Here is a 24,305-nt window from a genome sequence, read left to right on the forward strand (position 1 = left end):
TTTGTGAAAAAAAGCGGGGTTGTTTAATACAGATTTCCTTAGGGTATAGCGAAAACGAGATCACCCTGGCAGCTGGGCGGATACATAAAACAAACGAAAGAATGTTCACTGTATGAAGGATCGCCTTGGGTTTTTGCAAAAAGATCAGGAGGGATAAGCGATGAAGAAAGAGGATCATTCAAACAATGCAAAGGATGAACAGCTTGAACAGTTTCGCGTAGATCATAAAGGAAAGAAGATGACGACCAATCAAGGACTGCGTGTATCGGATGATGAGCATTCTTTGAAGGCTGGCAGCCGCGGGCCGACGTTAATGGAGGATTTTCAGTTTCGGGAGAAGATGACGCATTTTGATCATGAGCGCATTCCGGAAAGAATTGTTCATGCCCGCGGCTTTGGGGCGCATGGTTATTTTCAGGTATATGAGCCGATGGCAGAGTATACGAAGGCGAAATTTTTGCAGGACCCTTCGGTTAAAACCCCTGTGTTTGTCCGGTTTTCTACAGTGGCGGGATCGCGCGGTTCGGCTGATTCTGTCCGCGATGTCAGAGGGTTTGCCACCAAATTTTATACTGAGGAAGGCAACTATGATCTCGTTGGCAACAACATACCGGTCTTCTTCATTCAAGATGCGATTAAATTTCCAGACCTGGTGCATTCCTTCAAACCGGAGCCGCACAATGAAATCCCGCAGGCTTCCACCGCTCACGACACCTTTTGGGACTTCGTTGCCAACAATACAGAATCTGCTCATATGGTGATGTGGGCGATGTCTGACCGGGCGATTCCGCGAAGCTACCGCATGATGGAAGGCTTCGGTGTGCATACGTTCCGTTTCGTCAATGAGCAGGGGAAGGCCCGTTTTGTGAAGTTTCATTGGAAACCGGTGCTTGGCGTACATTCTTTTGTCTGGGATGAAGCGCAAAAACTGGCTGGCCGCGATCCTGATTTTCATCGCCGCGATTTATGGGAAGCGATCGAAATGGGAGATTATCCGGAGTTTGAGCTGGGTGTGCAAATGATCGAGGAAGAAGATGAACATACATTTGATTTTGATATTTTAGACCCGACGAAGCTGTGGCCGGAAGAGACAGTACCGGTTAAAAAGATTGGCAAAATGACATTAAACCGCAACCAGGATAATGTGTTTGCTGAAACCGAGCAGGCCGCCTTTCACCCGGGCCATGTAGTGCCCGGAATTGACTTTTCCAATGATCCGCTTCTGCAAGGACGATTATTCTCTTATACAGACACTCAGCTGATCCGCCTAGGAGGACCAAACTTCCATCAAATCCCGATTAACCGTCCTGTTGCCCCTGTGCATAATAACCAGCGTGATGGCTATCATCAAATGGCTATTGATAAAGGGCAGGTCAGCTATCATAAGAACTCCTTGCAGCAGAATGATCCGCATCCTGCCGCTGAAGCAGAAGGCGGATATGTTCATTATCAAGAAAAGGTAGAGGGTAGGAAAGTTCGCCAGCGCAGTGACAGCTTTAACGATCATTATTCACAGGCTCAGCTGTTCTGGAACAGCATGACGGACGTGGAGAAGCAGCATATCATTGAAGCTTTTCATTTCGAGGTAGGCAAAGTGAAGAGTAAAGATGTGAGACAGCAAGTTGTCGATGTTTTTGCTAATGTGGACGAGGAACTGGCTGCAGCCATTGCCGCAGGCGTCGGAGTAAAGTCGCCGTCAGGAGTCTCCGCGTCAAAGGCAGGGCTCGCTTCCCCGGCGTTGAGCCAAGAACAAAATAAGAAAAAGAGCGCAGCTACCCGCAAAGTGGCGATCCTTTTGGCAGAGGGGTACGAGGCTTTAACGGTCACTCCGATGCTAGAGGCCTTGGAAAAAGCCGGCGCTCATCCGGAAATAGTCAGCAGCCATGTCGGTGCTGTCAAGAGCGCAGACGGGCAAGAAGCAGAAGCAGTACACTCCTTCCTGACAAGTGACCCGGTCATATTTGACGCGGTATACGTAGCAGGCGGCAAGGAGAGTGTGGCCCAGCTGAAAGCCGGCCAAAAAGCGGCGGAATTTATTAAGGACGCCTTTAAGCATTTTAAAACCATCGGCGCCGCAACAGAAGGTGCTGAGGTTCTTGCGGAAGCCGGCATCCCGGCCGGTACAGAGCCAGGTGTTACTGTTGCCCGCCAGCTGGAAGACGTGCAGGCATCCAGTGAATCATTTATTAGCGCATTGGCTGAGCATCGGCACTGGTCTCGGCAAGTGTAAAAAGAAATCAAATAAGAGACTGTCTCATCAGCCTCTAAAATAAAAACAGGCGGAGACACATAAACCATTTGTCTCCGCCTGTTTTTTAAGAAGAACAAGAGGCCAGCTCAAACGGCCCCCTGATATCAGTTTCCGAAGACTCCGAGGACGTGAATTACGCTTTTTCCTCAAATAGCTTGGCGATCTCGACAATCACCTGGACGGCTTTTTCCATATTATCAACAGATACATATTCAAAGCGGCCATGGAAATTCTCCCCGCCTGTAAAAATATTCGGTGTCGGCAGGCCCATATAGGAAAGCTGCGATCCGTCCGTCCCGCCGCGAATCGGTTCAACGATCGGCGTGATGCCTAAGCTTGACATCGCTTCATGAGCAATGTCAACCACTTCCCGGACAGGTTCAATTTTTTCTTTCATGTTGTAATATTGATCGTTCAGCTCAAGGGAGACTCGCTCCGCTCCATATTTCTCTTGCAAGTTTTTGACGGCTTGCGTGAAAAATTCTTTGCGTTCCTGAAATTTCTCTTTGTCGTGGTCGCGGATGATGTAATGCATTTCTGTTTTTTCTACGTCTCCCTCAATGGAAAGGAGGTGGTAGAAGCCCTCATATCCTTCTGTATACTCCGGAGCTTCATCGGCAGGGAGCTGATGCTGGAACTCCATCGCAATTTTCGCAGAATGGATCATCTTTCCCTTTGCCGACCCAGGGTGTACGTTTTTTCCGCGAATAGTGAGTTGTGCGCCTGCTGCGTTAAAGCTTTCATACTGCAGTTCGCCGAGCGGCCCTCCGTCCACTGTATAAGCAAACTTAGCGTTAAAAGCGGCAACGTCAAATTTGTGCGGCCCTTTGCCGATTTCTTCATCGGGCGTAAAAGCGACGCGGATTTTTCCATGCTTGATTTCAGGATGCCGCAGGAGATAGTGCATGGCAGTCATAATTTCCGCGACGCCTGCTTTATTGTCTGCACCGAGCAGCGTGGTGCCGTCTGTGGTGATTAACGTGTGGTTCTTATATTGAGCAAGCTCAGGAAAGTCGTTTGGCGATAAAACAACGGATAGCGCTTCATTGAGAACAATATCGGAGCCGTCGTAATTTTCAATAATTTGCGGCTGGACATTCTTTCCGGTGAAGTCGGTGGCCGTATCAACATGGGCCAAAAAGCCAATAACTGGCACATCCTTTGTCGTATTTGCAGGCAGGGTTGCCATTAAATAGCCATTTTCGTCCAACTGAATGTCCTGCATGCCGATTGCCTTCAGCTCTTCCTCCAGCATGTGCAGCAGCGTCCACTGTCCCGGAGTTGAAGGGGTTGTTTCGCTGCTTTCGTCTGACTGTGTATCAACCTTGACATAAGAGGTAAACCTGTCAATGATTTCTTTTTTCATTCAAACACAGCTCCTTTTTGTTATGTATGTAGTTGATTGTAACATAAGCATCAGTAAGAATTAGCCAAAAAAGTTCACAGCCGCATGAATTCTGTATGCGAACAGGATTACAGGGCAGAAACGGCGAAGAGAAGACTAGTATGAGAGAGGGCAGTTGTCCATATAGATAAGATAAGTGCCGCCGCTTGACAGGAAGGAATGGTCTGGAACAACAGGCACGTTAATAAGATGGCTGCCGCTGCTGGGAAAGGGGTTATGAAATGGACGAGAAGCTGCTATCATTAGCGTTTTCAGTAGAAGCCAATAAGGGAGTGTATGCCCTGCTTTTAGGGTCCGGCATTTCCTACGCGGCCGGCATACCGACCGGCCGCGGCATTTTGCGGGAGCTCTGCCGGCGGATTATGTATATTAATGGAGCAGATGAGAGCGATCCGGTCGCCTGGTATGAGAAGCGGTATGGAAAAGCCCCGCTTTATAACCAAGTGATTGAACTGCTGGCAAAAACATCTTCCGAGCGCAATGGATTGCTGAAAGAGTTTTTTGAGCCGACGCTGGAGGAGCTCGAACAAAAGCAGAAGGTGCCGACAGATGCTCATTATGCAATTGCCAAGCTGGTTCAGCGCGGTTATCTTAAAGTGATCGTGACGACAAATTTTGACCGCCTTCTTGAGCATGCTCTTGATGAGCATAATATACAATATCAGACGCTTTACCATGATACCGATATTGAAGGGATGAAGCCGCTCGCTCATGCAGAGTGTACGGTGCTGAAAGTAAATGGGGATTATCGCGATACCCGCTTTAAGAATGTCACAGATGAGCTGGATAACTATACAGTTCCGCTCGCCCAGCTGTTGCGGCGGGTATTTGATGAATACGGCATTATCGTATCCGGCTGGTCGGCAGAGTGGGACACGGCGCTCCGTGAGCTGATCAGATCGGTGAAAGGCCGCCGCTATTCATGGTATTGGCACGCTTTTTCGGAAAAACTCACCCCGCATGCGGATGAGCTCATTAGCTTTCGCGATGCCAGCAAGATTGTTGATCCGAAAGGGGCCGATCACTTTTTCACCGAGCTGTATGAAAATGTCACTCATATCGCGGCCATAAAAAAGATAAGCCCGGAAAACATTCAAGTGAAAACAAAGCGGGTAAAGCGCTATATACAAGACAGGCGGGAAATTGAGTTAAGGGAGATGCTGACAGAACAGACGAGAAAGGTGTCCGCTTTTTTGTTTGGACAACACTATACGGCAGAAGAGGCATCTGCTGAAGAGCTGTCTGTCCGTGTCCAAATGATCGCAGAAAAAACAAAAACGCTTGCTATGTTCGCGGCGATTGTCGCTTATTATGCAAGAACACCCGATCAGATAGAACTGTTAATCCAGACAGCCGAACGCCTTACCGGGTCGCGGCATCATCACGGGGACCCATTTTTGTTAGCTACACAGGAGATTCCTCTCCAAGCTGTTTTTTACAGCATCGGCATCAGCGCCGTGATGAAAAAGAATTATCAATTGCTGAACAAGCTGTTTACATTGCCTAAGGTGCAAGACCCTCACCGCCACCATCTTTCTTTTCTGGCCAGCACTTCCATGCTGAGCGACTTGGAGGGGTTGTTCAGGAAAATGGCAGGCGGAAAAGCAGGCTTAACGCCGGCGTCCACACTGTTTACTTATCCGTATTTACAGCACTTGTTCATTGAAGCCAGGCTGGCGTTTGATGAACAAGAGTTCGAGCAGCACTTTGACCAGTTTGAGCTGCTGCGTGCCGTTAAATGCCGCTATGAAGAAGAGACCGGGAGCGTTGCCGGACAATTCGGCTGCAAAGCAAACAACGAGTATTTGATCCGTTTTTTGAACGAAGGGGCAGAAACCGAAGACTGGCCGGTTCTGGCTATTTGTGACGGACGTCGTGAGAAATTTCTTGAGGGGCTCAGGAAGTTAGCGGCAGACCTGAATAAAAAAGACGGATTCAGCGGCAAAGAGCTTCTTAACGCCTCTAAAAAATTCCGCCGGTAGGAACCTGGAGATCAGGTTCTTTTTTTTCAAGACTTTAGATCGGCAAATAAAAGTCTATGATTCTGGCGTTCATTGACCGCACATGTTTTGCCATATAAAGAAAAGATGATCTGGCTGCCGCTGGCACTCGTTTCAAACGCAGCACGATATAAGCGATTAAAACGTTTCGTCGCTAATTTTTGTTATTTGGTCTTCCCAGTCGCGCATGATTTTCAGTCCGTCCTCATTGGCGAGGGTTAATTGTCCTTGTTTTTCAACAATGTCGGAGGTTTCATCATCGTAAATTTTCAGCTTCATCGTGTAGTTGTAACGAACTGTTCCATCTTCGTTTTCTGCTTCCTTTTTAAGCTTTACACTTTGCAATTTAATGCTTCTGTTCATCTTCTTGGCCATATCGGGAGTAAGGCTGAATGTGCGGTTCGCCAGTTGTCTTTCAAACTCTTCCTTTGAAAGGTAACGCTTCACCTTCTCCCCTATTTCTTCTCCGGTCGGGATGTTAGCAGGGTCCTCTACAGTATATTGCTCCGCTTTGTACTCCTTTACAAACCTGGCAGCCTCGCCTTCTGACACCGCATTCTTGCCGCAAGCGGCGGTGCCGATCAGCACACAAACGACTACTAAGCATCCAAGTATCTTCTTCACCGTGCTTTCTCTCCTTTCTTCTACGACTAGACTTACGGAGACGGTGAACGAAAAGTTTCAATTATCTTACAATTAATCTCCGGAAAGGAATTCAGTTCAGAAAAATAAGACCCGCCTATTAAATTTTCAGAAAAAATCATGCATAATAAAAATGATCGAAAATTGAAAAAGGGGCTGACTTTGTGAAACATATTTATACCGGCAAGACGAAAGATGTATACGAGCGGGAAGATGGCAATTATTTGTTGAAATTTAAGGATGATGTCACCGGTGAAAACGGTGTATTCGATCCGGGAGCGAATACAGTTGGCTTGACGATGGAAGGTGCCGGCAGGGCTGGTCTTCGCTTAACCAAGCATTTTTTTGAGATTTTAAAAGAAAAAGAGATTCCTACCCACTATATTGACGCGGATATCGAGGCAGCGACAATGACCGTTCAGCCGGCTGCTGTTTTCGGCAAAGGGCTTGAGGTGATTTGCCGCTACCGGGCAGTGGGAAGCTTCCTGCGCCGCTACGGCCTGTATGCGCAAGAAGGCCAGCCGCTTGATGCGTTTGTGGAAGTGACCTTGAAGGACGACGAGCGCCAAGATCCGCCTATTTCTGAAGACGCGCTCGCCATGCTTGATATCCTTTCCCACGAAGAATATAAAGAGTTGAAAGGACTAACTAGAAAGATTGCCAATACGGTAAAGGACGAGCTTGCCAAGAAGGACATTGATTTATATGATATCAAGTTCGAATTCGGCCGCGGCAAAGACGGACAAATTTTGTTGATTGACGAAATTTCAGGCGGCAATATGCGCGCATATAAACAAGGTGAATACATAGAACCGCTTCAGCTGGAGAAAATCATGCTGGAAATGTAAGCATCCGTTGACCCTAAAGCCTGCAGCACCGGTTTTGGGGTTGTTTTTTATGTAGGATCTTTTGAGTGAACGAGGAAGAAATCAATAGGAATAATCACAGAGCCTTTATTTTGATAAAGCCTCGTTTTCAACCCGCTATTCTTAATAAATTCAGCTTGTGAAATTGAGTGAAAATTAGCGAAATTGCTTATCTTTTGTAGTATGATAGTAGGTGTAGTAAAATGGAAAAAGAAAGCCATTTAGGCAGGAGTACAGGTCTCTTGCTAACTTTGAAGGAGTGATTCATTTGGCTATTGTCCTCCAGAAAGGACAGAGAATTGATTTAACAAAAGGCAACCCGGGACTTGAGAAAATTATGGTCGGCCTTGGCTGGGACCCGATTCAGAAGAAATCTGGCGGTCTGCTTGGCATGTTCGGCGGGGGCGGCAGCTCAAACTTTGATATTGATGCTTCAGTGATTATGCTTCAAGATGACAAGTTTGTCAGCAATGAACAGTTGATTTATTTCGGCAACCTGAAAAGCAGCTGCGGCAGCATTGTACATACAGGAGATAACTTGACAGGAGAAGGAGAAGGGGATGACGAGCAGATTCTTATCGATTTGAAGCGTGTGCCTTCTCATGTGACCAAGCTTGTTTTTGTGGTGAATATTTACGACTGTGTTTCGCGCAAGCAGGACTTTGGCATGGTGGAAAACGCTTTTATCCGTGTAGTCAATTCGGCAAATGGAGAAGAGCTGCTTAAATTCAACTTATCTGAAGACTATTCTGGTTCTACAAGTTTGACAGTAGCAGAGATTTATCGTCACGGCTCTGATTGGAAGTTTGCTGCGGTTGGAACCGGCACACGCGATACCGGGCTTCGTGAAATGGTTCGTCGCTATACTTAACTAAAAAATTAGGAAAGAGGGAGTTCATATGGCAATTTCATTAAGCAAAGGGCAAAAAGTAGACTTAACAAAAGGCAACCCCGGATTAAAACACATTACTGTTGGTCTTGGCTGGGATACGAATAAGTATGACGGCGGCCATTCATTTGACCTGGATTCTTCCGTGTTTCTTTTAACTGGCGCCGGCAAATGTGAAAGTGAGAAGGATTTCATTTTCTATAACAACTTGGAGGGCGGAAATGGTTCTGTTGTTCACTCAGGCGATAACTTAACGGGTGAAGGAGACGGCGATGATGAGCAGGTAAAAATTATGCTTGCTGACGTGCCTGCTGCCATCGAAAAAATCGCCTTCACGATCACGATTCATGACGCAGAGACGCGCAACCAAAACTTTGGGCAAGTGTCTAACAGCTATGTGCGCATTGTGAATGCAGACAACAATGAAGAGTTGATCCGTTATGACCTTGGCGAGGACTTCTCTATTGAAACAGCCATCGTTGTCGGAGAGCTTTACAGACATAACGGCGAATGGAAATTTAATGCGATCGGCAGCGGTTATCAAGGCGGGCTGGCATCACTCGTGAAAGACTACGGACTGCAAGTGTAAGAACGGCTTAGCCGTGCACATTGGAAAAGCTTTCGCTTTATCATTGAGTAAGGAGGAGTTTGACAATGGGGATTACATTATCTAAAGGCCAAAAGATTGATTTAACAAAAACCAATCCCGGTCTTGTCAAAGCAGTTATTGGTCTTGGCTGGGATACGAATAAATATTCCGGAGGCCGGGAGTTTGACCTGGATGCATCCGCTTTTCTTGTCGATTCAGGCAATCGCTGCCAAAACGATCACGACTTTATTTTCTATAACAATTTGCAGCATCCAAGCGGTGCGGTTGTTCATACAGGGGATAATCGGACGGGTGAAGGGGAAGGCGATGATGAACAATTAATCGTGGATTTCTCCAAAATTCCGGCCTATGTGGACCGAATCGGCATTACCGTAACGATTCACGAGGCGGATTTGCGCAACCAGAATTTCGGACAAGTATCCAATGCGTTCGTTCGTCTCGCGGATGAGGCAACCGGGCAGGAACTGCTCCGCTTTGATTTAGGAGAAGATTTTTCGATTGAAACAGCCGTGGTTTTTTGTGAATTGTATAAGCACGGAGGCGATTGGAAGTTCAGCGCCGTCGGCAGCGGCTTCTCTGGCGGGTTGGCAGCGCTTTGCCGCAACTACGGGTTAGAAGTTTAATTTTTTAAAGCCAATAAAGGGCAGAAAAGCCTTTTATTGGTTTTTTTCAACAGGAGGAACGAATGGATATTATTCATGGTATTTTTAATACGTATGCTGCCTTCTTTGATTGGCACATGTGGGCAGAAGTGCTAACCGATCCAGTCAGCTGGGGGTTAATCGGCACACTTGTCATTCTTGAAGGCTTGCTTTCGGCTGATAATGCGCTTGTGCTCGCTGTTATGGTTAAGCATCTTCCGCCCAAACAGCGGAAAAAAGCTTTATTTTACGGCTTAATTGGAGCTTATGCTTTCCGGTTTATTGCCATCGGGGTCGGCGTTTTTCTGATTAAATTATGGTGGGTCAAGCTTTTGGGTGCCGCGTATCTCGCCTGGCTGTCAATTAAGTACTTTATCGATAAATCCAAAGGAGAAGACGGTGAGGATGAAGCAGAAAGCGGTTTAAAAACAGAAGGATTTTTGATTCGCCTATTCGGCACCTTTTGGGGCACGGTCGTGGCTGTTGAAATTATGGATATCGCTTTCTCGGTCGATAGTGTCCTTGCGGCATTTGGTGTCAGTGAAGAAATTTGGGTGCTCTTGCTGGGCGGCATGCTCGGGGTCCTCATGATGCGGGGAGTGGCTGGTGTATTCCTGAAGCTGATCGAAAAAATTCCGGAGCTGGAAACAACCGCTTATATTTTAATTGCTTTGATCGCGTTGAAAATGGCTGCAAGTGTCGCGCATTACGAAGTGTCTCATTATGCGTTCTTCATTGTGCTAGTCATTACATTCCTGGCTACGTTTGTCGTTCACCGCATAAACCAGCGCAAGATGACTGAGCAGGAAGCAGCGGCGGGCAAGAAAGAGGAATAAAGGGCTTGCTCCCTGTTTCCAGATAAAGAGTAATGCAGAAATAGACGTTATCTATATTTTTTAAAGAAGGAGTCTCCCTCCTTCTTTATTTATAAGAAGGTGTAAAAGCTTGAGATACTTTAATCATTTGCCGGAACTGCACTTGGAAGGATTTTTCTATAAAAAGCCAATGGCCGTTAATAAATATACCGACAGGACCAAGCTTGCCTATAGTCTTGGCCCGCTATTATACATGCCGGCAACGAGAAGGGACATCGCCCAGCTGATCATGTCCAACAAATACCGGGAGCTTACGGCCCTTGCTATCTGTTTGGAAGATGCGGTGGGGGATCTTGAGGTCGCGCAAGCCGAGGAGTCATTAATTTCTCAGATGGCGACCATTGAGGAGGCGGCGGCAGAAGGCCGGCTCACGGATGAAACCGCTCCTTTGATTTTTATCCGCGTCAGAAGCCCGCGTCAGATGCGCGAGCTATCTTACCGTTTAGGCTCTTTTTTAGAGCAGGTAACCGGTTTTGTATTTCCTAAGTTCTCCTCGAAAACTGGTGAAAGCTTTCTTGCTGAACTGGAGCAGATCAATAGGCAATCAGGTACTGTTCTTTATGGGATGCCGATATTGGAATCGCCTGAAGTGCTGCATAAAGAACGCCGGCTAGACGAACTGCTGCGCATCAAGGAAATCGTTGGCCGGTATGAGAAGCTTATCCTTAACATTCGCATCGGCGCCACTGATTTGTGCGGGCTGTATGGCTTGCGAAGAAGCAGTCAAATGACTGTATATGATATTGCGGTGGTGAGCGAGCTGATTACCGATATCGTGAATTTGTTTAGCAGGGAGCCCGGCGGCTATGTTGTATCAGGACCGGTATGGGAATACTTTTCCAACAGTCAGCGGATTTTGAAGCCGCAGCTGCGCCAGACGCCTTTTGAAAAGCAATTCGGCTCAGAGGGATTGCGTTTAAGAAAAGAGCTCATCAGTAAAAACTTCGACGGTTTAATTCAAGAAACACTGCTTGACCAAGCGAATGGATTAGTTGGAAAGACGATTATTCATCCTTCTCATCTGCTTCCGGTGCAAGCTATGCACGTCGTTTCCAAAGAGGAATATGTAGATGCTTTAAGCATTGTTCAGCAGGCGAATGGCCGCAAGGGTGTGTTTAAAAGCGAATTTCAAAACAAAATGAATGAAATTAAGCCCCATTTAAAATGGGCGGAAAAAATACTAATGAAATCAGACATTTACGGGGTGTTCCATGAAAACAGCACATTCATCGACTTACTATCCGAACCGGTATACACATAATATCGGCAGATCTTTAAAGGTAGACGTGCAAATAGACGAAAATCCATATAACCTTCCGGCAAAAGCATTATATGAAATGGCTGCACGGATTAACAAGAAGCGGTCTTTTCTGTTCGTCAGCAAGGTGCTGGGCAAGCATATCCCGCTTCACCCTTCTATTCCTTCTATTGCTTCGGCCTTGCTTGCTTCACTTTATTATGAGAGGGAAACCGGCGATCAGCTGCCTGGCAAAGAGCAGCTTATTGAAGCATTAAACGGCGGTTCAGCCGAGCAGCTGGAAGCAGCTTACTCCCTCGCAACAAATATGACGTATTCTCCAGAAAAGCCTCTGCTATTTATCGGCTTTGCGGAAACAGCAACCGCACTTGGTCATGGAGTGTTTGACTGTTTCAGCCAATCAACTTATATCCATTCCACACGGGAGATGCTTCTCGATAAAGAAGTCACCCTTTATTTTGAGGAAGAACATTCGCATGCGACCGATCAGCGCTGCTACGCACCCGAAGAGAGCCTAGATAATGACAGGCCGATTTGTCTTGTAGATGATGAAATCACAACCGGAAAGACGGCCTTGAATATCATTGCTTCCATCCAAAGGAAATATCCGCGGAAACAGTATGTTGTGCTTTCCTTGTTAGATTGGCGCACAAAACAAGATCGGCAGAGAGTGAAGGAATTTGAGCGGGAATGGGGCATTGAGATTCACACGCATTCGCTGCTGTCAGGGTCCATCCAGGTCCATGGAGCGCCCGCTATGGAAGAAGGACGGGTCAGCGACAAGCCCCCCGCAGATAAAGAGCCGGAGTACAGCCGGATCAGCCTTCGTTCGATCAGCCCTCCTGTTCCGTCTATTGCTTATTCATCTATTGATTCATTAGGCGCAACAAACGAGGCTCCTTATTTGGCGATAACGGGACGCTTTGGCCTTTCCTCAGAAAACAAAGGCGCCATCGAGGACTATTGCCGTAAAATCGGAGAGCATTTGCTGATGAAAAGGCAAGGCAAGCGGACACTTTGCCTCGGCACGGGAGAATTTATGTATATCCCGATGAAAGCGGCTGCTCATATGGGGGAAGGCGTTTGGTATCATTCAACGACCAGAAGCCCGATTTTTCCTCTCAATGAAGACGGATATCCGGTAAGAAGCCGTCTGGCCTTTGAAAGTCCGGATGATCCGGCGATTATGAACTATGCCTATAATGTGATCGATTGCGCCTATGACGAAGTGTTTATTTTCTTCGAGCGGTCGGTGGACGAGAAGAGGCTTTCTGCTCTTTTGCGTGAGTTTCGCAGCTTGCCGCACATTCATATTGTTGATTTTAATTGAAAGGAGCACTCAGATGAAAAAGAATGAGAGACAAACCGTGCTGGGCAGCTATTCCTTGGAGGATGTGATATTTCTTCTGAAAGATTTGTCTGCCGCTGACCTTGAGAAAAGCACTGCGGAGCGAGAGCGGGCCATTCAGCAAGGTATACATTATTCAGAAATGCTCCCGGTAGAGTATCAGCCGACAAGAGAATATTTGCAGCTGTTTGACGAATCGCTTGATACATACAAACAAAAGGTAGCGATTGCGGCAGGAGCAGTGTCCGAGTTAGTCATGGAGGAAAAAGGACGGGACATCGTATTCGTCTCTCTCGCTCGGGCGGGAACGCCAATTGGCATTTTAATGAAACGGTACGCCGAAAAAGTTCATGGCTGGACAATTCCCCATTACAGCGTATCGATCATCCGGGGACGGGGAATCGATGAAAATGCGCTGTTGTATATATTGGATCAGCACCCCGGTAAACGGCTGGTCTTCATCGATGGCTGGACAGGGAAGGGGGCCATTTCCAAGGAGTTGGCGCGTTCTGTTCGTCTGTTTGAAGAGCGGCACGGCAGGGTGCTGGACGATGAACTGGCCGTACTGGCTGATCCCGGGCATTGCTCTTCCTTGTTCGGTACAAGAGAAGACTTTCTTATTCCGAGCGCCTGTCTGAATTCTACCGTTTCCGGACTTGTGAGCCGGACAGTTTTAAATGATAATTGGATTAAAGAGAGCGACTTTCATGGAGCAAAGGTATACAAGGAATTAGCGGAACAAGATGTGTCCAATCATTACATTGATGTGATTACAGCTGAATTTGAGGCCGCTTTGCCGTTCATACAACAAGCGAAAGCAGAGCTGCAGCAAATGGACCGGACGCCGACATGGAAAGGGCTTCAGTCGATCGAAACGATTCAGCGGGAATTTGGCATTCAAGATACGAACCTCATTAAGCCGGGTGCAGGAGAGACGACAAGGGTGCTTCTTCGCCGTATTCCTTGGAAAATTCTTGTGAAGGATAAGAGCGACTCTCGTTTAAAGCATATTTTCCAGCTGGCAAAAGAGAGGAATGTTCCAGTGGAGGAATATAAGAATATGTCTTATACATGCTGCGGGCTGATTAAGCCAATGGAGACAGACCAATGATTTTTGCGAGTGATTTAGACCGCACGCTAATCTATTCCAGCAAGTTTTTAGAGGGAGCGGAGCCGGATAGGCCGATCCGCAATGTCGAAATATATCAAGGCAAAGAAATTTCCTTCATGACCGAAAAGGCGATCCGTCTTCTGAAGGAATTGTCACAGCAAATGATGTTTGTTCCGGTTACTACCCGGACAGTCGAGCAGTACAGGCGCGTCTCGCTTTTTCAGACAGAAATCTGTCCCAAGTATGCGATTACTTGCAACGGCGGCGTGATTCTCGAAAACGGGCAAATAGACCGCCATTGGCAAGAGTATGTGCAAACAAAAATTAATCAAAGCAAGACGTCTTTGGAAGAAGTGAAAACGAGAGTGATAGAAACGGCAGATGCGGTGTGGCTGGAATCCATTCGGACAGTAGATCCTTTTTTCATCTATTTAATTATTAAGCCGGAGCTCGCTCCGGCCGAGGTGCTGAATGGGTACGCAAGATGGGCTGCAGGGCAAGGCTGGGAGTTTTCCCATCAGGGCAGGAAAGTTTATTTTATTCCGAGCTTTATAAACAAATGGGACGCTGTGCAATACATTGCCGAGAAAGAGGGAAAGAAGCCCGTTTTGACAGCGGGGGATTCTTATTTAGATGTCTGTTTAATTGAAAAATCAGGCTGCGGCTTGATTCCGCGCCATGGGGAAGCGGCAGCGGACTATGGCCATTTGGGGCTAACTGAAACCTCAGGTATCGCAGCAGCCGAAGAAATAGTGGAAGCCGCCCTATTGAAAAAACTTGAAGCCGCTCTTTAAGTTTAGTTGCAACTGACCGCATTCCTTCATTTTGTTCGCTGAAAGGAGGGGTACAAGTGAAAAGAAAACCGATTTTTATGCAAGTGGACTATACGAATTGGATGGAGGAACTAGCCAAGCCGATTACTAGCAGGCCGCAGTATCATCAAGAAGAAAGTGAAGTGCAGTACAGCCGGATAGCCGCTCGGGTGCTAGGAGCAGGCTTTGACGAGACCGAGTATTTGCTGGCGCTTTATTCGTTAAGCGAGCAGCCTCATGTGTGCCTTTTATCTGAAACATTGGACAAGACGATGCCTAATGACCGGTTTCAATCTATTCAACGAATTCATCATATTATTCAAGAGGAGCCTCAGCTCTCTATCAACCGGTTTGTCGCGTTCCTCGAAGGGGCTGAATTGCTGCCGAAGTACAAGGAAGATCCTGACTTTAACCGGCTAGTCCGCTCCGCTCTTATCGAGGTTTTTGCGCTTTTCCAGGCTAACCACGGCGGAGCGCTCGGCCATCCGGAGTTCAGGCGGGTATTTCTCGACATGATCAAGTGGATTTGGAATCATTTAGATCCATGGGTCAAGGAAATCCCGCTTGCCCAGGACGTGCCGCATATCGTCTGGTATGGGGATATGAGCAAAAGCCAAGCTTATTTTCTATACTACTTAATTCTTTTAGGAATGGACGTTGTGATCCTGCATCCCGAGGGAAAAGATGACTTTAAAGAAATCGATCCGAAAAACGAGTGGACGGTACAGGCCGCGTATCCATCTACGATGAAGCTGCAGCCTTTTCCTACGGAAGAGCCAAAGCGGCAAGGAACGGTGGCTTACCGGGCCTCAAAAGAAATTGAGCATGTGCTGAATCATGAAGGCTCCGCTTTTTATAAGCCGTGGCAGTTTCGCAATCATCTCCCGGTTTCCGTCATACTGAAAACGACGTACGATGAAGTGTTTTTGCTGGCAAAAGAAAAAGCGTTTATTCGGCCAGGCTTTGCTGTTGAAGGGGAAGAGGTGAAAGTGCCGAACCTGTTTGCCAAAATTTCAGGTGTATCTAAAAACCGCAAAGATTATTGGGAGAAGATGCACAAGCTGACGAGTGGCCCGAATGCAGTGACAATTACCAGTTTTCCATATCGGAAGGAAAGCAAGGCGAACAACCAATTTCACTATCGGCACGCGCTGGGGAAAGATGGGCAGCTTGATCCTTCAAAAATGCTTGAAAGCAACTGGTGGCAATATGGCCAGCTGCATGATGGCCTGCAGCTGGGAATAGCAGCCGCCATTTCCCGGATGTGCGCTGATCCAAAAATAAAGCCGCTTTCAGGAGAATCTGAGGAAGATGTGCGCCTTTACTTATTCACCCAGACGATCACGATGCCGGAGGAGATATTGAATGTGCTGCAAACCTTCGACTATTCCCAGGATGTGCCGAAAATCATCTTATACAATAACGAAAAGAATGGGGATTTATCACGGGCGGATGCTGCCTTCCTGTTATTGCTCAGTGAATTTGGCTTAGATATTATTTTATATAACCCGCCCGGTCACAATGATCTGGAACGATTTATTGATAAACAGTACTTTGACCACCATTTGCTTGAAGATATGGTGTTTGATTTGCCATTTGACAGCGGCAAAAAAGACTTTTCCATCTTGAGCCGGATTTTTAAACAAATTTTTTAAGGAAAGGGATGACTGTCATGCAGGAAACCGCAAAAAATGAACTGGAAGTGCTAGCAGAAAACGGGAATAAAGCCGAAGAGATGCGTTTGCAGCTTCGGAATGAACCGGAAGTGCAAAACCTTGTCCGATCGATTGATACAAGGAATCAAACAGAACTGCTTGAATTTGGCAAAGAGCCGGCCGAACAGATTTCCGCCTTCTCCGACCGGATTTTAGCTTCTATGCGATCCTCGAGTGTTACGGATTCCGGGGCGCTTCTAAAGCAGCTCGGCAAAACAATGGACAAGTTTGATAAAAATGATTTTGAGGAGCCAAAAGGGCTGTTAGGCAAGCTGTTCAACCGCGGCGAAAAAATGATTGAAAAAATCTTTGGCAAGTACCAAACACTCGGCAAGGAAATTGAAAAGATTCATATTGAAATCTCTAAGTATAAAGATGAAATGATCCGGTCTACGAATAACATGGATCAAATGTATGAACAAAATTACCAATACTATATGGCGCTCGAAAAGTATGTGGTTGCCGGCCAAATGAAGGCAGAAGAGCTGAAGCAAAAGGCGCCGGAGCTTGAACAGCGGGCAGCCAGCGGCGATCAGCTTGCGCAAATGGAGCTCAGCACGCTCAATAACGCGATTCAAGCTCTTGAAGAGCGGGTGTATGATTTAGACATGGCCAGAATGGTGGCCCTGCAGACAGCACCGCAAATTCGCCTGCTGCAGCGCGGAAACACGAAGCTGATTGGAAAAATCAATTCCGCCTTCATCACGACTATCCCTATTTTCAAAAACGGCATTATCCAGGCGGTAGCGGCCAAACGCCAGAAGCTGGTTGCTGATTCAATGAGTGAACTGGATAGACGAACAAATGAAATGCTGCTGCGCAATTCGCAAAACATTGCTAATCAAAGCGCGGAAATTGCCCGCCTTGCCGGCGGCCCGAGCATCAAAATTGAAACGATCGAGGAAAGCTGGAATACAATTGTCAAAGGGCTTGATGAAACTATGGCAATTGAGGAGGAAAATAAACGCGCCCGGGAAGATGGAATGAAACGGATTGCCCAGCTTCAGGAGAGCATGAAAAACTACGGGAAATAGGCAAGAACGGCAAAGGATGAACTTAAGAAAAAAAGCGGGCTCCAAGAGTGCATACTCTTGGAGCCCGCTTTTTTCGGCGGCCGCCTCCATGGAAAAGAATGATGGACGGTATTTAAGAAGAAGTGCCGGGCTCAATATGAACAATCGCATAGTGAACATTGTATTTTTTAAATAAGATGTCCTCGATCTGCTCAGTAATCAGGTGGCTGTCAATTACATTCAGCCGCGGATCGACTGTAATTGTTACATCAACGAGTGTCGAGTTGCCATGCAGGCGGGCTTTCACACTCGGCACTTGCTGGACTCCGGGAACGATCGAGACCGTTTCCCTTATTTCTTGAACAAGCTCCTCGTCAAACCCATCCGTTAACGCATGTGTGGCCTGCTTAAAAATCTCCCATGCCGTTTTCATAATTAACAGCCCAACGATAAATGCCGTCAAAGTGTCCAGCCAATCCAGGCCAAACTGTGTTCCGATAATCCCGATAAACGCTCCGATACTGACAAGGGCGTCTGAGCGATTGTCTTGGGCAGCTGCCATAATCGATTGGCTCTTAATTTTTTCCCCTAAGCGCAGGTTATAGCGATAGACCGCATACATGACGCCGGCACTGAAAACAGCGGTCCAGGCTGTCAGCATGTCCGGTGTCGCTTTCTCTTCTATAAAGAACGACCGTCCCGCCTCAAGAAGAACTTGGACGCCGACACTCATCATAATAAAAGCGGCAATTAAAGAGGCAATCGTCTCTGCGCGAAAGTGCCCGTAATGATGGTCTTTGTCGGGCGGCTTGCGTGCAATTTTCAGTCCGATTAAGATGGCGATGGAAGCGATGACGTCTGTGGAGTTATTTAGTCCATCTGCTTGCAAAGCTTTGGAATGGCCGGCATATCCAACGCCCAGCTTGAGGATGGTAAGAAAAATATAGGCTCCGATGCTTAGCCAAGCACCTTTCTCACCTTGTTTTAAGTTATTGTAGTTATGATCCATTTTCAGGCCTCCGAAAACTTGCTGTGTCTCTTTATTAAGCATAACAGGCGGGATTTGAGTGGGTCTAGAGCAAGAGGATTGCAGCGGGTGAACTTTCCTGCGCCTATTTAATAGTATTGAAAGCAGTGAAAAAGAGAGAAAATGGCTATATTTTTAAATTGAAGCGGGTGATAAAGTATGATACACTTTGTGTAAACGGTTACACATAGAGAGGGTAAGACGATGGTTACAATAAGGGATGTGGCCGCGGAGGCCGGCGTTTCGGTTGCAACGGTGTCCCGCGTATTAAATAACAAGGGTTATGTGCATGAGGATACATTGAGAAAGGTGCAGCAAGCGATAGAAAAATTAAATTACAGCCCGAACGAGGTCGCAAGATCACTTTTTAAAAGACAGTCAAAGCTGGTCGGGCTGCTGCTTCCGGATATTACGAACCCGTTTTTTCCGGAGCTGGCAAGAGGAGTAGAAGACGAGCTGCAAAAACAAGGCTTTCGGCTTTTGTTTGGCAATAGCGACGAAAATCCTGAAAAGGAACAAGCTTATATTGAAACCTTTTTACAGAATCAGGTAGTCGGCATTATTTCAGCTACCCAGACATCCGGCATGTTCAATCAGGAGCAGCCAGCTGTGCCGACGGTTTTTCTTGACCGGACACATGAAGGGCGTTACACCGTATACGCCGATGGCAGGGAGGGCGGCAAAATAGCTGCCCGCGAGCTGGTGCGCCGCGGAAGCCGCAATATTACCGTGTTGAAGGGGCCGGGGCACATCTCGCCTGTGCAGGACCGCTTTCTCGGTGCAGTGGAGGTGCTTGCCGCCTCCAGCGTCGATTTCCAGGTGATCCAAATGGCTTCCTTAACGTATGAGGAGGCAGAGGAGCGGGCAAAAGAGCTTTTTCGCCAGTATCCTGCGACGGACGGCATTTTGGCAAGCAATGACATGACAGCGGCAGCTGTGCTGCATGAAGCTTTGCGGATCGGCAAAGCGATCCCGGAAGAGGTGCAGATCATCGGCTTTGACGACATCCCAATGAGCCGGCTGCTTTTTCCCTCGCTATCGACGATCAAGCAGCCGGTATATGAAATGGGAAAGCAGGCGGCCCAGCTTTTGCTGAAGCTAATAAAAAAAGAAGAAGTTGCCGAGCAGGTTATTCAGCTGCCGGTGTCCTTTGTGGAAAGAAATACAACAAGGAAGGTGAAGGCGGATGGTTAAAATAGCAGTTATTGGCAGTTCATCGATGGATTTAGTCGTTACATCGGCAAAGCGGCCGGAAGCAGGGGAAACGGTACTTGGAGATTCATTCAAGACCGTTCCCGGCGGCAAAGGAGCCAATCAGGCGGTAGCCGCTGCCCGGTTAGGGGCGGAGGTATACATGATTGGCTGTGTCGGCGGCGATCATTACGGACAATCCATTATCGATAATTTTCAGGCGAATGGGGTTCGCACGGACTATGTGGAACCGGTTACCGAAATGGAAAGCGGGACGGCGCACATTATTTTAGCTGAAGGCGATAACAGCATCGTGGTAGTGAAAGGAGCGAATGATGCGGTTACGCCTGCTTATGTAGAGAAGGCGAAGCCTGTCATTGCCCAAGCGGATATGGTCTTAATCCAGCAGGAAATTCCGGAAGAAACGGTCGAGTACACAGCCGGCCTCTGCTATGAGCTTGGAGTGCCGCTGCTGCTGAATCCGGCACCGGCTCGTCCAATTAGCGCGAACATTGTTGAAAAAGCAGCCTATATAACGCCTAATGAGCATGAAGCCGCTTTGCTGTTCACCGGCATGAGCCAGGGGGAAGCGTTAAAGGAATATCCTGAGAAGCTATTTATTACAGAAGGAAAACGGGGCGTTCGCTACTCCGATGGAGAAAACGAAGTGCTTATTCCCGCTTATCCAGTTGCCGCTGTTGATACGACGGGAGCTGGAGATACGTTTAATGCGGCGCTTGCCGTTGCTTTGGCAGAGGGAAAAACGGTTGAGGACAGCCTGCGTTTTGCGAACCGTGCCGCTTCCCTGTCAGTGATGAAGTTTGGCGCGCAAGGCGGCATGCCGTTAAGAAAAGAAGTGGAGGATGCATTGAAATGAAGAAGCACGGCATCTTAAATAGCCATATCGCCAAGGTGCTGGCGGATCTTGGCCACACAGATTTCATTGTAATAGCTGATGCCGGGCTGCCCATTCCGGATCATGTGCCAAAGATTGATCTGGCATTAACGGTCGGCGTGCCAGGCTTCAAAGAAACATTGGCCGCTGTGGCGGATGATCTGGTGATTGAGAAAGTAACGGCAGCCCAGGAAGTACAGACGCAGAATGAACCGATATTTGATTATATGGAGGCCATGTTTTCCGATACGCAAATAGAATGGGTGACGCACGAAGCATTCAAAACATTAACAAAGCAAGCAAAAGCCGTCATTCGCACCGGAGAAGCTTCTCCATATGCGAACTGCATTTTGCACGCCGGCGTATTCTTCTAGAAAGAGGTGAATGACATGCAAATTGAAATGACGAACATTCACAAGAAATTTGGAACGAACCAGGTGTTGACGGGAGTGGACTTTGAACTGCTGCCCGGAGAAGTTCATGCACTCATGGGAGAGAATGGGGCAGGCAAGTCCACTTTGATGAATATACTGACGGGTCTGCATACACAGGATGAAGGCACAGTTACAATCAATGGCCAAAAGCGGTCCTTTGCCAATCCGAAAGAAGCGGAAGAAGGCGGCATCGCTTTTATTCACCAAGAGCTGAATATTTGGCCGGCCATGACAGTGCTGGAAAACCTTTTTATTGGCCGCGAACGGAGAAATACGCTTGGCTTGCTAAGAACGAAAGAAATGAAAGGGCTGGCACGGGAGCAGTTTAAGAAGCTGGATGTGGCTATTCCGCTTGAGAAAGAAGCAGGTCTTTGCTCAGTCGGCCAGCAGCAAATGATCGAGATCGCCAAGGCGCTGATGACAAATGCCGAGGTTATTATCATGGATGAACCGACCGCTGCTTTAACGGAGAGAGAAATTTCCAAGTTATTCGACGTCATTCGCTCGCTAAGCAAGCAAGGCGTGTCTATCGTTTATATCTCCCACCGCATGGAAGAGATTTTTACAATTTGTGACCGCATTACAGTTATGCGCGACGGTAAAACCGTTGATACGAAGAAAATTAAAGAAACGAACTTCAATGAAGTCGTTAAAAAAATGGTTGGCCGCGAGCTGGAGGACCGCTTCCCATCAAGAAAGCCATCTCCGGGGGAAACTGTGCTCGAAGTCAAGGGCTTTACGAAAAAGGGAGTCTTCGAGGATGTAAACTTCTCAGTAAAAGCAGGCGAAATCGTTGGTATCTCCGGTTTAATGGGAGCCGGACGAACAGAAGTGATGAGAGCCATTTTCGGATTGGATCGGATCGACAGCGGTGAGCTCTATCTAAATGGACAAAAAACAACGGTTCATTCACCGAGTGACGCAGTCGGCAAAGGGATCGGCTTTATTACTGAGGATCGGAAGGAGGAAGGCCTGATTCTTGATTTCTCAATCCGAGAGAACATTGCTTTGCCAAGTGTGAAAAGCTTTGCTCCGAAAGGAATGATCGACCAGAAGAATGAGCGGGAATTCGTCGAGCTGCTGATTAAACGGCTAACGATTAAAACCGAGTCAGCGGAAACAAGCGCGAAAAACTTGTCAGGCGGGAACCAGCAAAAGGTCGTGCTCGCTAAATGGATCGGCATCGGGCCGAAAGTGCTGATTTTGGATGAGCCGACAAGAGGTGTCGATGTCGGCGCCAAGCGTGAAATTTATACGCTGATGAATGAGCTGACCGACCGCGGAGTTGCCATCATTATGGTATCTTCCGAGCTGCCGGAAATATTGGGCATGAGCGACCGCATTCTCGTTTTTCACGAAGGAACAATCAGCGGAGAGTTAACGAAAGAAGAAGCGACGCAGGAAAGAATTATGACGTTCGCTGCAGGAGGGCAGTAAAATGAACAAGACGGGAGTAAAATCATTCAACGATGTGACTCAAAAGCTTGGGCCTTTGCTTGGATTAGTCATATTAATTTTAATTGTCTCTATTTTAAACCCAAGCTTTTTAGCTCCTTTAAATATTTTGAACTTGCTGCGGCAAGTGGCGATTAATGCACTGATTGCCTATGGGATGACGTTTGTTATTTTAACGGGCGGCATTGACTTGTCGGTCGGCTCCATTTTGGCGCTGTCGAGTGCTTTGATGGCCGGGATGATCGTTTCAGGGATAGATCCGATGCTGGCTATTTTAATTGGCTGCTTGCTGGGGGCGATCATGGGAGCGATCAACGGTTTATTAATTACAAAAGGGAAAATGGCGCCATTTATTGCCACGTTGGCAACGATGACCGTGTATCGCGGCTTAACGCTCGTCTATACAGATGGAAACCCGATTACCGGTCTTGGGGACAGTTATTTGTTTCAGCTGTTCGGCCGCGGCTATTTTCTTGGCATTCCTGTGCCGGCTGTGACGATGATGCTTGCTTTTATTGTCTTATGGATAATTTTGCATAAAACACCGTTTGGCCGCCAAACGTATGCCATTGGCGGCAATGAAAAAGCCGCGTGGATTTCGGGCATTAAAGTTTCCAGAGTGAAGGTCATGATTTACTCATTGGCCGGTCTGCTCGCTGCTCTAGCTGGAGCCATCCTGACATCACGGCTTAATTCTGCACAGCCGACAGCGGGGACTTCCTATGAGCTCGATGCTATTGCGGCTGTTGTCCTTGGGGGAACAAGCTTGTCAGGCGGCCGCGGGCTCATCATTGGCACACTCATTGGCGCGTTGATTATTGGCACACTGAACAACGGTCTGAACCTGCTCGGTGTCTCTTCCTTCTTCCAAATGGTTGTTAAAGGAATTGTTATCGTGATCGCTGTATTAATTGACCGTAAAAAGGCAGCCTAGGAGGGGATTGGCTTGAAAAAATTATCGATAATCCTATTGTCATTGGCGCTGTTCATGCTTGGCGGCTGTTCACTGGAACCGCCGCAATGGGCTAAACCGGCAAAAAAGGACAAGCTGGAGGATATAAAAATTGGTTTATCCGTCTCTACATTGAATAATCCATTCTTTGTTTCCTTAAAAGACGGGGTTGTGAAAGAAGCGAAAAAGAACCAGATGGAAACAATCGTTGTAGATGCACAAAACGATTCGGCGAAGCAAATTAATGATGTCGAGGATTTAATTCAGCAAGGAGTCGATGTGCTGCTCATTAATCCGACTGACTCATCAGCTATTTCAACAGCCGTCCAATCGGCTAATGCGATCGGCATCCCCGTCATTACATTGGACCGCTCGGCTGAAAAGGGAGACGTAGTGACACTCGTTGCTTCAGATAACGTGAAGGGCGGCCAAATGGCCGGCGACTTTATCGTTGAGAAGCTCGGAGAAGGAGCGAAGGTGGCGGAGCTGGAAGGCGTGCCAGGAGCCTCTGCGACACGTGAGCGCGGCAAAGGCTTTCATTTGACAGCTGATAAAAAGCTGGAAGTGGTTGCAAAGCAATCGGCCGACTTCGACCGGACAAAAGGATTGAACGTGATGGAGAACATTTTGCAAGGCCATCCCGATATTCAAGCGGTCTTTGCCCATAATGATGAAATGGCGCTCGGAGCCATTGAAGCGATCGCAAGCTCCGGCAAAGAGATTCTCGTCATCGGCTTTGATGGCAACGATGATGCTATTAAGTCCGTGAAAGCCGGTCAGATGGCAGCAACTGTTGCCCAGCAGCCGGAGCTTATTGGCCAGCTCGCCGTTCAGGCAGCCGCCGATACCATGAAAGGCAAGAAAGTGGAGAAAGCTATTCCAGCGCCGTTAAAGCTGGTAACGGAGTAAGGGCAA

Annotated in this window: 22 protein-coding genes; 19 read left to right on the forward strand and 3 right to left on the reverse strand. The window is 47.5% G+C overall.

The window, feature by feature from the left end:
• Positions 1-160: 160 nt before the first annotated feature.
• On the forward strand, positions 161-2,230 hold the full coding sequence (locus B1A98_RS12185; RefSeq protein WP_063386110.1) for a catalase: 2,070 nt from the start codon (positions 161-163) through the stop codon (positions 2,228-2,230).
• A 154-nt stretch (positions 2,231-2,384) separates the two neighbouring features.
• Here the strand turns inward: B1A98_RS12185 and pepT are convergent, their stop codons facing one another.
• Positions 2,385-3,617, reverse strand: a complete 1,233-nt coding sequence (gene pepT, locus B1A98_RS12190; RefSeq protein ID WP_063386111.1) for a peptidase T — start codon at positions 3,615-3,617, stop codon at positions 2,385-2,387.
• A 260-nt stretch (positions 3,618-3,877) separates the two neighbouring features.
• On the opposite strand from pepT, the gene B1A98_RS12195 reads away from it, so the two are divergent.
• Entirely contained in the window at positions 3,878-5,638 is a 1,761-nt protein-coding gene (locus B1A98_RS12195; RefSeq protein ID WP_063386112.1) for an SIR2 family protein, read from the forward strand.
• Between the two features lie 156 nt (positions 5,639-5,794).
• Here B1A98_RS12195 and B1A98_RS12200 read toward each other — a convergent pair whose 3' ends face one another.
• Entirely contained in the window at positions 5,795-6,280 is a 486-nt protein-coding gene (locus tag B1A98_RS12200; protein ID WP_041095554.1) for a hypothetical protein, read from the reverse strand.
• Positions 6,281-6,462: 182 nt separating this feature from the next.
• Here B1A98_RS12200 and B1A98_RS12205 point away from each other — a divergent pair, with 182 nt between their 5' ends.
• The 11 genes from B1A98_RS12205 (at position 6,463) to B1A98_RS12255 (ending at position 17,457) form a co-directional block, all read left to right on the forward strand.
• The gene (locus B1A98_RS12205) at positions 6,463-7,146 is read left to right on the forward strand and encodes a phosphoribosylaminoimidazolesuccinocarboxamide synthase (RefSeq protein WP_063386113.1); all 684 of its coding nucleotides are present in this window, start codon (positions 6,463-6,465) and stop codon (positions 7,144-7,146) included.
• Between the two features lie 286 nt (positions 7,147-7,432).
• Positions 7,433-8,035, forward strand: a complete 603-nt coding sequence (locus B1A98_RS12210) for a TerD family protein (protein WP_041095552.1) — start codon at positions 7,433-7,435, stop codon at positions 8,033-8,035.
• A gap of 28 nt (positions 8,036-8,063) precedes the next feature.
• A complete protein-coding gene (locus B1A98_RS12215; RefSeq protein ID WP_063386114.1) occupies positions 8,064-8,642 on the forward strand; it encodes a TerD family protein in 579 nt (192 codons plus the stop codon).
• Between the two features lie 65 nt (positions 8,643-8,707).
• On the forward strand, positions 8,708-9,286 hold the full coding sequence (locus tag B1A98_RS12220; RefSeq protein WP_063386115.1) for a TerD family protein: 579 nt from the start codon (positions 8,708-8,710) through the stop codon (positions 9,284-9,286).
• A 62-nt stretch (positions 9,287-9,348) separates the two neighbouring features.
• Positions 9,349-10,140 carry a TerC family protein gene (locus B1A98_RS12225; RefSeq protein WP_063386116.1) on the forward strand — a complete coding sequence of 264 codons (792 nt, stop codon included), beginning with the start codon at positions 9,349-9,351 and terminating at the stop codon, positions 10,138-10,140.
• Between the two features lie 109 nt (positions 10,141-10,249).
• Positions 10,250-11,440 (forward strand): HpcH/HpaI aldolase/citrate lyase family protein, encoded by a 1,191-nt coding sequence (locus B1A98_RS12230; RefSeq protein ID WP_063386117.1) that lies wholly within the window; start codon positions 10,250-10,252, stop codon positions 11,438-11,440.
• The gene (locus B1A98_RS12235) at positions 11,391-12,767 is read left to right on the forward strand and encodes a phosphoribosyltransferase family protein (protein WP_082821849.1); all 1,377 of its coding nucleotides are present in this window, start codon (positions 11,391-11,393) and stop codon (positions 12,765-12,767) included. The genes B1A98_RS12230 and B1A98_RS12235 overlap by 50 nt, the downstream gene beginning before the upstream one ends.
• 13 nt (positions 12,768-12,780) lie before the next feature.
• Positions 12,781-13,896, forward strand: a complete 1,116-nt coding sequence (locus tag B1A98_RS12240; protein ID WP_063386118.1) for a cysteine protease StiP family protein — start codon at positions 12,781-12,783, stop codon at positions 13,894-13,896.
• The gene (locus B1A98_RS12245) at positions 13,893-14,690 is read left to right on the forward strand and encodes an HAD family hydrolase (protein ID WP_063386119.1); all 798 of its coding nucleotides are present in this window, start codon (positions 13,893-13,895) and stop codon (positions 14,688-14,690) included. The genes B1A98_RS12240 and B1A98_RS12245 overlap by 4 nt, the downstream gene beginning before the upstream one ends.
• A 56-nt stretch (positions 14,691-14,746) precedes the next feature.
• Positions 14,747-16,363, forward strand: coding sequence for a YceG family protein (locus B1A98_RS12250; RefSeq protein ID WP_240492530.1), 1,617 nt, complete (start codon positions 14,747-14,749; stop codon positions 16,361-16,363).
• 17 nt (positions 16,364-16,380) lie between these two features.
• On the forward strand, positions 16,381-17,457 hold the full coding sequence (locus B1A98_RS12255; protein WP_082821850.1) for a toxic anion resistance protein: 1,077 nt from the start codon (positions 16,381-16,383) through the stop codon (positions 17,455-17,457).
• 112 nt (positions 17,458-17,569) lie between these two features.
• On the opposite strand, the gene B1A98_RS12260 is transcribed toward B1A98_RS12255, so the two are convergent.
• Complete coding sequence (locus tag B1A98_RS12260) at positions 17,570-18,445, reverse strand: cation diffusion facilitator family transporter (protein ID WP_063386121.1); 876 nt, start codon at positions 18,443-18,445, stop codon at positions 17,570-17,572.
• 222 nt (positions 18,446-18,667) lie between these two features.
• Between B1A98_RS12260 and B1A98_RS12265 the strand changes: the two genes are divergently transcribed.
• From B1A98_RS12265 to rbsB, 6 genes are read left to right on the forward strand one after another with little or no spacing between them, the layout of a single operon-like run.
• A complete protein-coding gene (locus B1A98_RS12265; protein WP_063386122.1) occupies positions 18,668-19,657 on the forward strand; it encodes a LacI family DNA-binding transcriptional regulator in 990 nt (329 codons plus the stop codon).
• Entirely contained in the window at positions 19,650-20,531 is an 882-nt protein-coding gene (rbsK, locus tag B1A98_RS12270; RefSeq protein WP_063386123.1) for a ribokinase, read from the forward strand. Before B1A98_RS12265 ends, rbsK begins: the two co-directional genes overlap by 8 nt.
• Positions 20,528-20,923, forward strand: a complete 396-nt coding sequence (gene rbsD / locus B1A98_RS12275; protein ID WP_063386124.1) for a D-ribose pyranase — start codon at positions 20,528-20,530, stop codon at positions 20,921-20,923. Before rbsK ends, rbsD begins: the two co-directional genes overlap by 4 nt.
• A gap of 15 nt (positions 20,924-20,938) precedes the next feature.
• The gene (locus B1A98_RS12280; protein ID WP_063386125.1) at positions 20,939-22,420 is read left to right on the forward strand and encodes a sugar ABC transporter ATP-binding protein; all 1,482 of its coding nucleotides are present in this window, start codon (positions 20,939-20,941) and stop codon (positions 22,418-22,420) included.
• 1 nt (position 22,421) lies between these two features.
• Positions 22,422-23,372, forward strand: coding sequence for a ribose ABC transporter permease RbsC (gene rbsC, locus B1A98_RS12285; protein WP_063386126.1), 951 nt, complete (start codon positions 22,422-22,424; stop codon positions 23,370-23,372).
• Between the two features lie 12 nt (positions 23,373-23,384).
• Complete coding sequence (gene rbsB / locus B1A98_RS12290) at positions 23,385-24,299, forward strand: ribose ABC transporter substrate-binding protein RbsB (protein WP_063386127.1); 915 nt, start codon at positions 23,385-23,387, stop codon at positions 24,297-24,299.
• The last annotated feature ends 6 nt before the right edge of the window (positions 24,300-24,305 follow it).

The organism is Pseudobacillus badius (genome assembly GCF_002189605.1).
GTDB classification, from domain to species: domain Bacteria; phylum Bacillota; class Bacilli; order Bacillales; family Domibacillaceae; genus Pseudobacillus; species Pseudobacillus badius.